Annotated in this window: 7 protein-coding genes; 5 read left to right on the top strand and 2 right to left on the bottom strand. The window is 55.1% G+C overall.

Annotated elements, in window-relative coordinates; translation table 11 throughout:
* The first annotated feature begins 143 nt into the window (after positions 1 to 143).
* The 4 genes from IK012_RS10800 to IK012_RS10815 all read left to right on the top strand — a co-directional run bounded on the left by IK012_RS10800 (position 144) and on the right by IK012_RS10815 (position 10,087).
* Positions 144 to 2,723, top strand: a complete 2,580-nt coding sequence (locus IK012_RS10800; protein ID WP_290954284.1) for a carbohydrate-binding protein — start codon at positions 144 to 146, stop codon at positions 2,721 to 2,723.
* 16 nt (positions 2,724 to 2,739) lie between these two features.
* Complete coding sequence (locus IK012_RS10805) at positions 2,740 to 5,709, top strand: glycoside hydrolase N-terminal domain-containing protein (RefSeq protein ID WP_290954287.1); 2,970 nt, start codon at positions 2,740 to 2,742, stop codon at positions 5,707 to 5,709.
* Between the two features lie 167 nt (positions 5,710 to 5,876).
* Positions 5,877 to 7,979, top strand: coding sequence for a family 43 glycosylhydrolase (locus IK012_RS10810; protein WP_290954290.1), 2,103 nt, complete (start codon positions 5,877 to 5,879; stop codon positions 7,977 to 7,979).
* 236 nt (positions 7,980 to 8,215) lie between these two features.
* On the top strand, positions 8,216 to 10,087 hold the full coding sequence (locus IK012_RS10815) for a glycoside hydrolase family 9 protein (RefSeq protein WP_290954292.1): 1,872 nt from the start codon (positions 8,216 to 8,218) through the stop codon (positions 10,085 to 10,087).
* Position 10,088: 1 nt separating this feature from the next.
* Here IK012_RS10815 and coaE read toward each other — a convergent pair whose 3' ends face one another.
* Together coaE and IK012_RS10825 are read right to left on the bottom strand one after the other, a co-directional pair.
* Positions 10,089 to 10,694 carry a dephospho-CoA kinase gene (coaE, locus tag IK012_RS10820; protein WP_290954295.1) on the bottom strand — a complete coding sequence of 202 codons (606 nt, stop codon included), beginning with the start codon at positions 10,692 to 10,694 and terminating at the stop codon, positions 10,089 to 10,091.
* A gap of 39 nt (positions 10,695 to 10,733) precedes the next feature.
* Positions 10,734 to 11,606: an EamA family transporter gene (locus tag IK012_RS10825; protein ID WP_290954298.1), complete on the bottom strand. Its 873-nt coding sequence runs from the start codon at positions 11,604 to 11,606 to the stop codon at positions 10,734 to 10,736.
* Between the two features lie 84 nt (positions 11,607 to 11,690).
* On the opposite strand from IK012_RS10825, the gene mscL reads away from it, so the two are divergent.
* Complete coding sequence (gene mscL / locus IK012_RS10830; RefSeq protein WP_290954301.1) at positions 11,691 to 12,131, top strand: large-conductance mechanosensitive channel protein MscL; 441 nt, start codon at positions 11,691 to 11,693, stop codon at positions 12,129 to 12,131.
* Positions 12,132 to 12,212: the final 81 nt, after the last annotated feature.

Here is a 12,212-nt window from a genome sequence, read left to right on the forward strand (position 1 = left end):
TTATCCATGAGGATTTATGCGCTCCCCGTGCATTTTAGATGCATGGGGAGTATTTTTTATGGTGGGAAAACTCCCTTTGGTGTAAAAATAATGGGAACGAGGATCATATGAGAACGAAGCCGTTACTCTCCTTATGTTTGGTTATGTCTGGCATGGCTCTTGCCGCGACTCAAGCTACCTTCTATGTCGCCCCCTCGGGCAACGATTCGAACAAGGGAACCGAACAGGAACCCTTCAAGACGATTACGCAGGCACAGAAGGCCGTACGTGCAATCAACGGCTCCATGACGGGCGATATCGAAGTCATTCTCCGCGAGGGTACCTACGCTCTGCCCGGAACTATCGGGTTCGATGAACGCGATGGCGGTAAGGATGGCCATTACGTGCGTTACAAAGCCTACGATGGCGAAAAGCCGCTTATTACCGGCGGTATGGCGATTACCGGTTGGACCATTCACGATGAGGCGAATGGTATCTGGAAGGCCGAAGGCGTCGAAGGCCGTTTCCGCCAGTTGTACGTGAACGGGAAGAAGGCCGTTCGCGCTTGCTTCCCCAACGCAATAGCTGCAGATGAGAAGGGTGCTGGCAGCTTTGATCACGATTTCGTGCGCCTTACGAAGGTAGACTCTTCGGGCCGCGCCTTTGACGTTTCTGCGGACTACGTCAAGAATATCAAGAATATCGAGGATGTTGAAATCCACCTGATGATCGCTTGGTCCGAAAACATCTTGCGATTGGAAAAGGTTCAGGTGAACGGTGGTACTGCAAAACTCATCCCCAAGGATCCTGAACGTACCAAGCTGTTCCATCGCGCATACCCGATGCTCGGCACGGCTTTCCAGAGCAACCCGCCCAAGCAGCAGGTTTTCTACTTGGAAAACTCCTACGATTTGCTAGACGCTGCGGGTGAATGGTACCTGGACGAAAAGGAACATGTGCTTTACTACAAGCCCCGTTCCGGCGAAAACATGGCTACGGCCAATGTGGTTGCCCCCCGCTTCAATACGTTGTTTAGCGTCTTAGGCAAGGATACCAAGAATAAAGTGGGCTACATGTCTTTTGAAGGCCTGACCTTTGCCCATTCCAACTATACCCGCCCCAGCGAAGAAGGTTTCTTGGATTTGCAGGCAGGTAACTTCAATGTGGACGTTCTTGCAGATCCGAGCCGTGGAAACTGGGAAAAGTTGAACAGTAACAAGTTCTTGCTGTGGCGCCCCGATGCCGGCTTCCGCGTCGAAAATGCGCACCACATGCTGGTCAAAAATTGCACCTTCACGCAGATGGCGGCAACTGGCCTTGACTTTGTGTCGGGCACCAACGACGACGTGATTGAAGGCAACGTGTTCTACGAAATTGGTGCTGCCGGCATTATGCTCGGCAAGTTCTATCAGGACTCTACGACTGAAATCCATATTCCGTATAACCCGAGCGACAAGGACGAAATCAGCACGCGCGATACCATTCGTAACAACCTCGTGACTAACGTGACAAACGAACACCAGGGTGCCGTGGGCATTGGCGCTGGCTACCCGCGCTATGTCGTCATCGAAAACAACGAAATATCTTACACGTACTATTCCGGCATTTCGGTGGGCTTTGGCTGGACCAAGAGCGAAACCGCCATGACCAACAACCATATCAACAAGAACAACATTCACCACATTTCTCGTTTGCTTTGCGACTCTGGCCCGATTTATACGCTTTCGAATCAGGGAACCGGCAGTGAAATCAAGGAAAACTACCTCCATGATTACGGTGCCTCCAAGTGGTCTGATTACTGGGTGTTGCCGATTTACCTCGATGAAGGTTCTAGCGGCTTTACCGTCGAAAACAACTCCTACAGGAATTCTCCGAGTGGCGTTGGCCAGAACCAGCCGGGTCAATTTACCCAGAGGAATAATGGTGGCTATATCGAATCCGTTGCGCAGGCTGCCGGTCTCCAGGGTGAATACAAGAACATCGCGGACCGCATCAATAACATCCCGCTTCCCGACTTCAGCAATACTGTCACGCAGGCCGCTTTCAAGGTCGTAGCGACCCTTCCGGGTATCATCCAGGCCGAAGACTACGATGTGGGCGGGCAGAGCGTTTCGTTCAGCGATAAGGATTTCGTGAATGAAGGCAATGTTTACCGCGAAGATGGCGTGGACGTGGTTGGCCTCGGCTGCTCCGATTCCGCCATGACAAAGGATTGCAATGGTTATGCTATCGGTTACACGCAGAGCGGTGAATGGCTCGAATACTCTGTGAACGTGATTGTCGCAAGCAAGTTCGTGTTCCGCGCCAACGTGGCAAGCGGTCTCGACGTCGGTAGTTTTAGACTCTTTATCGATGGCAAGGCCGTTACCGATACCATCGCGGTGCCGCAGGGCGAAGACTGGAATACCTACGGCTATGTGGAAGGCGAAACCGCCGAAATCGCAAAGGGCGAACACGTGCTGCGCATTCAGTTCACGGGCACCTACGTGAACCTTGACTGGATCCAGTTCGCGCTCACTCCCGAAGAACTTCCCATCCCTCAAAAGAGAGGCGTGCAGCTCAATCTCGGTGAACGCGGTTATGACGTGTTCGGAATGGATGGCCGCTTTGTATGCCGCATTGAGGGCATGTCTGCCATGGGTGGCTTCAAGGCAGCCTTGATGGCGAAGGGCGTGAAGCCCGGCATGTATGTGGTTCGTGGTCTTGAAAGCCGCAAGAGCATCAGGATCAATACGGTCAAGTAAGTATAGGGGGTGCTTTATGAAATCGCTTGGTGTAATGTTTGGAACACTGGCCTGCGCTGCGGTTCTCTCCTTCGCGGCTGCGGATAATCCGCTTACCCTCTGGTACAACAGTGACGCGGGTACGGAATTTACGGCTGCGCTCCCCATCGGGAACGGCTACATGGGCGGCATCATTTATGGTGGCGTCACGAAGGATGTCATCGGGCTCAACGAGAGCACGGTTTGGTCGGGCGGCCCGGGCGATAACAACAAGCAGGGTGCGGCGAACTACCTGAAAGATGCCCGCGATGCGCTTTTCCGCGGGGACTACCGTTCGGCGGAATCCATCGTGAGCGACCGCATGATTGGCCCCGGCCCGGCGAGTTTCCAGCCGGTGGGCGACCTCGTGATTACAACCTCCCATTCGGGTGCCACGAACTACCGTCGTGAACTGGACCTCAAGACGGCTATGGCCAAGACGACCTATTCCGCGGGTGGCGTGAACTACACGCGCGAATATTTCGCGAGTTATCCGGACCATGTGATTGTCATCCGTCTGTCGGCAAGCGAGAAGGGGAAGGTCTCCTTCGGGGCGACGATGACGACTCCGCACCGCAACAACAGCATGTCCAGTAGCGGGAATACGCTCATTTACGACGTGACGGTGAACTCCATCAAGTTCCAGAATCGCCTGAACGTAGTCGCCGACGGGGGCACGGTTTCTGTCGCGAACGGGAACATCTCGGTGAACGGCGCGAACGAGGCGATGCTCGTGCTCACGATTGCGACGAACTTCAAGTCGGCTTCCGACGTTTCGGGGAATCCGGGTTCGCTCGCTTCCGCCGTGATGGAAGCGGTGAAGGGTAAGAGCTTCGACGATTTGAAGGCGGCACACCTGAAGGATTACCAGGCGATTTTCAACCGCGTGAAACTGGACTTGGGTGCAGCGCATTCGAGCGCCGGTGATGTTACCGCGACACGAGTGAAGAACTTCAATTCTACGAACGACCCCTCCTTCGTGGAACTCTACTACCAGTTTGGTCGCTACCTGCTCATCTCGAGTTCCCGCAAGGGCGGGCAGCCCGCGAACCTGCAGGGCATCTGGAACAAGGATACGAGCCCGATGTGGGGGAGCAAGTACACCACCAACATCAACCTGGAAATGAACTACTGGCCGGTCGAGACGGCGAACCTCGCGGAATGCGCGTGGCCGCTCATCGACAAGATCAAGGGCATGGTGCCGCAGGGCGAAAAGACTGCGAAGGTGCACTGGGGCGTTGACGAAGGCTGGGTGGAACACCACAATACCGACCTCTGGAACCGTTCCGCTCCGATTGATGGTGCCTGGGGCCTGTGGCCGACGGGTTCCGGCTGGCTTTCTACGCACCTGTGGGAACACTTCCTGTTCAACCCGACGGACAAGGCCTTCCTCGAAGATGTCTATCCGACTATGAAGGGTGCCGCGGTGTTCTACCTGAACAGCATGGTGGAAGAACCGGTGAGCGGCAACAAGTATCTGGTGACTGCCCCGAGCGCATCGCCCGAGAACGCGCATGGCGGCTACAACGTGTGCTTTGGCCCCACGATGGATAACCAGATTATTCGCGACGTATTCAACTATACGATTGAAGCTTCCAAGGTCTTGGGCAAGGACGAAGATTTCCGTGCCCGCATGGAGGCCGCTGTCAAGCGCCTGCCGCCCACGAGGACGGGCAAGTACGGCCAGATTATGGAATGGTTCGAGGACTGGGACAATCCCAACGACAAGCACCGTCATGTGTCGCACCTGTACGGGCTTTTCCCGAGCCACCAGATTACGCCGGAAGAGACTCCCGACTTGGTGAAGGGCGCGAAGACGACTCTCGAACAGCGCGGTGACGATGCGACGGGCTGGTCGCTCGCATGGAAAATCAACTTCTGGGCCCGCCTGCACGATGGCGACCATGCGTACAAGCTTGTGCGTATGCTGCTCACTCCGGATCGCACGTACAACAACCTTTTCGATGCGCATCCGCCGTTCCAGATTGATGGAAACTTCGGTGCGGTTTCGGGCATCAACGAGATGCTCATCCAGAGCCATGGCGGAAAGATTCAGGTTCTGCCCGCGCTTCCCTCGCAGTGGAAAGACGGCAGTGTGAAGGGCATCCGTGCCCGCGGTGGTTTCGAGATTGATTCCATGGCATGGAAGGGCGGCAAGCTCACCTATATCGCCATCAAGTCCGATGTGGGGCAGAAACTCGATGTGGTTTATGGCGGTAACGAGCAGACCTACAATACGGTCCCTGGTTCCGTGTATGAATTCGACGGCAATCTCAAGCTGACGAACCAGCCGTTCGAACCGGTGACGATTCCGGGCAAGATTCAGGCCGAAAGCTATGTGGCGATGGATGGCGTGCAGATTGAACCCGACGAATCGGGAGAGCCGAATCTCGGATGGATCAACGATGGCGATTACAGCTCGTACTTGATAAACGTGCCGGCTGCGGGAACCTACACGCTTACGGCCCGCGTGGCGTCTGCTGCGGAGGATGCTTCTACCGTTACGGTGGTGAATGGCCAAGGCAAAGCGGTGGCGCAGTTCACGGTTGATCCTGCGAAAACGAAAGGCTGGAATGACTGGTACGAGACTTCGACTACGATAGAACTGGACAAGGGCGAACAGACCATCAAGTTCGACTACTCCGGAACGAGCGACTTCCTGTTGAATTTCGACTGGTTCAGCATAGGGAAGGGAACGGATGCAGTTCCTGAGGCATCTAGAGTGGCGGTGAATTTGAGTGTCCGCGCCGTGCCCATGGCGAGCGCCCCTGTCGCCTTGATGGTGGAGTCTTCGGGCGATTTCGAGGTGCGCCTCTATACCCTAAACGGGAACATGGTGGGTTTCCGCCGCGGTGCGGGCAGCACGCTTGTGGAATTCGGCCTGGACGGAAGCGTTGCTCGGGGGAACTATGTCGCGGTCGTCACGAGCGGAAGCTTGAAAAAAACGCTCAAAATCAGTGCTTTTTGATGCCGGTGATGGCTTCCCCGCATAAGCGGGGAACTCATTTTTTACTTGCTTCTTATTGACAACTTATCCATGCGAATGAGCCTTTCGCATGGCTTTTTTTTGTTTTTTTGGGGTAGTTTTACAATGGTGAGTTATAAAAAACGCCTTTGGGGCGAAAGGGATGTAAAATGAAGTTCGCAAAAACTGCAAAAATTGCCGCAGTCATTGGTCTTGGGCTCAGCACCGCAGCCATGGCCGAAAACCCGATTATCCAGACATACTACTCTCCGGACCCGGCTCCGGTTGTATTCGGCGACACGGTTTGCGTGTACACCGGTAACGACGAGGGCGGTCACTTCTTCACGATGCACGGCTGGCGCGTCTCTTGCACTACCGACATGGTGAACTGGACCGATAAGGGCACGCTTATCCTTTCGAACGAGAGTTTTGGCGGTAACGCCAAGAAGAATGGCGACTGGGCTGCCCAGGTTGTACGCCGCAATGGCAAATACTACTACTATGTGACCGTGGAATCGACCCGCGGTGGACGCGCCATCAACGTGGCCGTGGCCGACAAGCCCGAAGGCCCGTTCAAGGACGCCCGCAACGGCCAGCACCTCGCCGGCCCGAACTGGGACTACATCGACCCGACGGTTTGGATTGACGATGATGGCCAGGCATGGCTCTACTGGGGCAACCCGAAGCTCTATTACGCGAAGCTCAAGGAAAACATGATTGAATTCGACGGTGAAATCAAGGTGTTCGACATGAGCCGCGGTTTCTCGCCGGGCGGAAATTCTGTCTATACCGAAGGTCCGTGGATCCACAAGCGCAACAACAAGTATTACATGCTTTACGCATCTCATGGCACCGGCAACGGCGGCGAACGTATTTCGTACTCTACGAGCGATTCCCCGACGGGTCCGTGGACTTGGGGTGGCCTCATCATGGAACCGGGTAACGGTGCCGCCTTTACGAACCACTGCGGTATCATCGATTTCAAGGGCCGTAGCTTCTTCTTCTATCACAACCAGAAGAACGTGAGCGGTGGTGGCTACAGCCGTTCTACCGCTATCGAAGAATTCACCTGGAACGCGGACGGCACGATTCCGACCATCAAGCCGACCAACAACGGCGTCGTGAAGCCAATCAAGAACCTTGACCCGTTTGACCGCGTTGAGGCCGAGACCAAGTCTTGGGTGGGTGGCATGACGGTAGATAAGCCCCGTGACCCCGAAGGTGGCAACTATACCATCATCAACCATGTGGCTTCGGAAAATGGTGCGGTTTACCTCACCAACATGGGCAGCAACTTCTACACGAAGGTGCGTTCCGTGGACATGGGCGATGGTGCCAAACAGATTGTCGTTTGCACCAAGGGCAACGGTGGCAAGCTCGAACTCCATGCGGGTTCCGAATCTGGCGCTTTGCTTGCGAGCATGACTATTCCGTCCAGCTCCAAGTGGCAAGAAAATATGTTTGATTTGAACGATGCCTCCGGCGTCGAGGACCTCTTCTTCGTCGTCAAGCAGGGCGGTTTCGATTTCGACTACTGGTACATGGAAGGTGCCGTGCCTCCGGTTCCGCAGACGGCCTACAACGACAAGCCGGCAACTATTCCGGGCAAGGTCGAGGCCGAAAACTATGACGTGGGTGGTCACAACAAGGCTTTCTACGACATGGACCGTGAAAACCAGGGCAAGGCCTACCGCGAAGACGAAGTGGACATCGTGGCGATTGACGATTCCAAGTGCGGCGAAACTGCATGCACGGGTTACGCCATCGGTTACACGCAAGAAGACGAATGGGTGGAATACACCATCAACGTCACTGCTGATGCCAAGTACGATATTACGGCGAACATCGCGACCGCTTTCGAAACTGCCGGTATGCAGTTGTTTGTCGACGACAAGGCCATTACGGATGCGATTACGTTCGAAAAAGTGGATTCCGTTTTCACTACCTACAAGGTTGTCGATATCGGTTCCGTGGAACTCAAGAAGGGTGAACACGTTCTCAAGCTGCTCATTACGGGCGCTTACCTGAATGTGGACTGGTTGCAGTTCACCGACCCGAATGCGGGACCGATTTCTATCGCGAAGAATGTACGTCTCGACGTGCATGCGCAAAATACATTCGATGTCTACGGGCTTTCGGGCCAGCATCTGGGGCGTGTTGAACTTCAGGGCGAAACAGTCGCGAAGGCGCTTGCCCGCGATGGATTTGCCCGCGGAATCTACATGGTGCGCGACCTCGGCCATACGAAGGCTTTCCGTGTGCATGTAAAGTAAAAAAAGATTTCTCCATCAAGAACGCTAACATATATAATGTAAGAACCGGCCGCGAGGTCGGTTCTTTACGTTGAAAAGTGAAAAGAATCGCAATTTTTGAAATTTTTCGGACACGCTGGTAAACAAAAAGGGGTTCTGTTTTCAGCAGGAAACACTTTTGTTGTCTTTGGATATCCTTGCCGGAACTTCGGGAGTTTAAATTTTTAGCAGAACAAGGTGTAAAAGGGAAGGTTCCTATGATAACGAAAAACGCCACAATTCTTTCTGTCCTCGCCGTCTCGGCGACGATAGCAGCAACGTCCTACCAGAATCAGGTGGGGTTCATCTCCAGCGCGCCCAAGCAGATTGCCGTTGTGGGTGCTGCCGGCGAAGATGTCGTGTTCAAGGACGCCGAAGGCAATGCCGTGCTTACGGTCAAGGCTCCCGAAGCCGTCATGTGGGCTCCCGCGAACGAGGAGGCATCACTTGTCGATTTCAGCGAGCTCACCACGCCGGGTACATACTACGCCTTTGTCGGAGACGATTCCATAGGCCACCCCATCAACATATCGGATAACGCGCTTGAAGGCGTGACGAAGGCTTCCTTGAAGTTCTTCTACTTCCAGCGTTCTTCGACCGAACTTACCGAGGAATATGCCGGCAAGTACGCCCGCCCCATGGGCCACCCGGATACTGCCGTGATGTACCACGAATCTACCGGCAAGCTTGACCTTACCGGTACTTTCAACGGGTCGAAGGGCTGGTACGATGCCGGCGACTACGGCAAGTATGTCGTGAACTCCGGTATTACCACCTACACGTTGCTGCAACTGTACCAGCAGAACAAGGCGTATTTCGATACGCTCAACCTGAACATTCCCGAAAGCAATAACGATGTGCCCGATATTCTCGATGAAATCCGCTGGAATATCGAATGGATGCTCACGATGCAGGACGAAGACGGTGGCGTGTTCCACAAGCTTACCACCAAGCAGTTCGCGGGCATGGTTTTGCCCGATAAGGCGAACAAGCAGCGTTACGCTATCGGCAAGAGCACTCCCGCTACTTGGGACTTCGTGGGCGTTACGGCCCTCGCAGCCGATATCTACAAGCGTTTCGATCCCGAATTTGCTGAAAAGTGTGCGGTGGCGGCCGGAAAGGCTCGCTGGTGGGCGACCCTCAATCCGCATGAATTCTTCTCGCAGCCCAGGGACGTGGGCACGGGTACCTACACCGATGGTAACGCCGTTGACGAAAGAATGTGGGGCGCCGCGGAACTCTACCGCATTACCGGCCAGCCCTCGGCTCTTGAAGATTTGCACATATTCACTCTGATCCAGAATCGTCGCAAGCTGCAGAGTTGGCAGACCGTGTATGCCCTTGCCGCATTTACCATGGCCACGAATCCGCAGATTTTTGAGCAGGAAGATGTCGACTCCGCCAAGATGCTCATTTTCACTCTCGCCGACAGCTATATCGAGGATCTCAATAACGGCTTTGGCCTTGCCATCGGCAATGGAGACTTCTACTGGGGTTCCAACAGCGTCGTGGCGAACAAGGGTATGATCCTTATTCATGCCTATATCCTGAGCGACGACAAGAAGTATCTCAATGCGGCTCAGGGAATCCTGGATTACCTGCTGGGTAGAAACCCGCTCGATATTTCGTACCTTACCGGCTGGGGCGTAAACCAGGTCATGAACCCGCATCACCGCCCGAGTGAGGGCGACACAGTCGTGGCGCCAGTCCCGGGAATGCTCGTGGGCGGCCCGAACTCTACCGCCGATGATTGCGCCAAAAAGTTTATCGACGCGGATGCACCCGCCAAGTCCTACTACGATAATTCCTGCAGCTATGCCACGAACGAAGTCGCCATCAACTGGAATGCTCCATTTGCCTACCTTGCCGGCTCCTTGCAGGCCATCTATGCGACCGGCAAGAAGTACGAAGTGGGAAGCGACACGCCGGCGAAATATGATGTCACCGCGGTTCCCGCTGCAAAAACCGCTTTGAAGACCCGCGCCGCTGGCGACAGGCTTATCTTCAAGGACAATTCCGTGCGCTTGGAAAGGACGCTCCGTGACGGGACGAAGGCCTACTTCGACCTTCGCGGCAAGGCAATCCGCTAGTTTACTCCGCAAGCAGGGAATCCAGTTGCTGTTCCAGGTTCTGGATTCCTTCTTTGTTTTCTATGGTGCGCAGATTCTTTCCCGGAAAAAGCGCGATATCGCATACGCCGGCCTGGTCAAGGATCCGGCGTTTTGCGTCTTCCGCATCCATCCCGCGCGCAATCAGGCGCTGCAACCGGGTCGCTTCGGGGGCGTCAACCACCCAGATTTCGTCGAGCATCCCGACAATTTCGGGAACGCGCGAAAGGATGGCCGCTTCCAGGAATCGCGGTTTCGCACTTGCGGTGTCACCTGAATTCCCGTCAAAGAAGTCGCGGACGGCCTGCGTCAAGTACGGATAGACGATTCCCTCCAGGCGCTTGCGTGCATTTGCATCGCCAAAAATCAATCCGGCGAAGAACTTGCGGTTCACGCCCTCTTCGGTAAGGCATTCCTGCCCGAATGCGGCAGAAAGCTCCGCACGCAGTTCCTTGCAGTTCCGGTATAGCTCGTGAACCTGGCTGTCGGCATCGAGAACGTCGTGCCCGCGTTCCCGCAGGAGCGACGAGGCGAGCGATTTGCCCGCGCCGATTGTACCCGTGATGCCGATTTTCTTCATGCCTTTCATTATAGCAAAATTTCGGGGCGCAGGCGCAAGGCCCGCATGTTACCCCTTGCCGAGCGAAATGAGGCAGAGCCCCAGCACCACGCCCAGCAGGGCGATAAACTTGAGCTTGCTCTTGCGTTCGCGGAAAATGATGATTCCCGCGAGGAAGCTGATGAACACGCTCGAGCGCCTGAGCACCGTGATAATCGATATGAGCGCGTCAGGGTTTCCCACCGCCAAAAAGTAGCAGCGGTCCGCGATGATGAGCAGGGCGGCGACCGCGATAAAACTCCAGCGGAACTGGAACGGCGTCGTCTTCTTGCGTGTCGGGAACCACGTGAACGCCGTCGTGATGAACTGCACCGCGAGCATGTAGATGCTGAACCACACCTGCACCGTCATCGGCTCGAAATTCATGCGCTGCAAAATAAACTTGTCGTAAATGCCGCTGCAGCTCGCGAGGATTGTCCCGATGAGCATGGACACCACCCAGCCGTTGCTGAAGAAGTGCCCCATCTCCTTGCGGCCCGCCATGCTGAGCCCGATGTACGAACACACGCAGATGGCTATACCCACCCACTGCAGCGCGAAGGGACGTTCTCCCATGAACCCGACCGCTATCATGATGGTGAACAGCGGGGCGAGCGCGCGGATGGTCGTAGAAATACTGAGCGGCATGTGCGCGATGGCGTTGTAGGTGAATAGCCAGCTTAAGCCCACAATGACCGCCTTTACCATCAAAAGCAGGTGGTCGTGCAGCGAAAGCGGCTCGCAGTGCCCCGTCAGCAGGATGGGAAGCATGAATAGTGCATAGAAGGCGCTGCACAGACAAAGTACCGGACGGACGGCGTTATCCTGGACCGACTTTTTCTTGGCCAGGTCGTAAAAACCGAGAAAAACCGCCGAAGCAAAAGCTAGAATCAACCATGACATAGCGCGCCAAATTTAGAAAAATGGCTTGCCAAAACATGCCACAATACTATTTTTCTTGTAGCAACAATCAACAAAGGAGCCCACATGGGTATCAAAGGCAAAGCAGCTTCCCTTCTCGAAGAGTTCAAGTCCTTCGCGTTCAAGGGCAACATCGTCGATATGGCCATCGGTGTTATCATCGGTGGTGCTTTCGGTAAAATCGTCACATCCTTCGTGAACGACATCGTGATGCCGTCCGTCACTGCCATCATCGCTATGGGCGGTGGCAAGGATGCGGGTGAAGGCCTCAAGGCGTTGTCCTACACGTCTCCTGATGGCGTGGTCATTCCTTACGGCAACTTCATCGGTGGCGTTGTCGACTTCCTGATTGTGGCCTTCGTGGTCTTCCTCGTGATGAAGAAGTTCCTCGGCTTCATGCAGAACATGCGCAAGAAGGAAGAAGCCCCGGCCGCTCCTCCGGCTCCTCCTGAGCCGAGCGCCGAAGAAAAGCTCCTCACCGAAATCCGTGACTTGCTGAAGAAATAATTGGGAGGGGGAGGTATCCCCCTGGCTCGCACTGCGTTGCTCGCCACCCCCACTGCGGGGAGGCCCCCGCAACGCCCCCTT

This window comes from Fibrobacter sp., from assembly GCF_017551775.1.
In the GTDB taxonomy this organism is placed as follows: domain Bacteria; phylum Fibrobacterota; class Fibrobacteria; order Fibrobacterales; family Fibrobacteraceae; genus Fibrobacter.

Coding starts and splice junctions, on each gene's coding strand:
- IK012_RS10800 (WP_290954284.1), top strand. CDS start 144: ATGTCTGGCATGGCTCTTGCCGCGACTCAAGCTACCTTCTATGTCGCC.
- mscL (WP_290954301.1), top strand. CDS start 11,691: ATGGGTATCAAAGGCAAAGCAGCTTCCCTTCTCGAAGAGTTCAAGTCC.
- coaE (WP_290954295.1), bottom strand. CDS start 10,694: ATGAAAGGCATGAAGAAAATCGGCATCACGGGTACAATCGGCGCGGGC.
- IK012_RS10815 (WP_290954292.1), top strand. CDS start 8,216: ATGATAACGAAAAACGCCACAATTCTTTCTGTCCTCGCCGTCTCGGCG.
- IK012_RS10810 (WP_290954290.1), top strand. CDS start 5,877: ATGAAGTTCGCAAAAACTGCAAAAATTGCCGCAGTCATTGGTCTTGGG.
- IK012_RS10825 (WP_290954298.1), bottom strand. CDS start 11,606: ATGTCATGGTTGATTCTAGCTTTTGCTTCGGCGGTTTTTCTCGGTTTT.
- IK012_RS10805 (WP_290954287.1), top strand. CDS start 2,740: ATGAAATCGCTTGGTGTAATGTTTGGAACACTGGCCTGCGCTGCGGTT.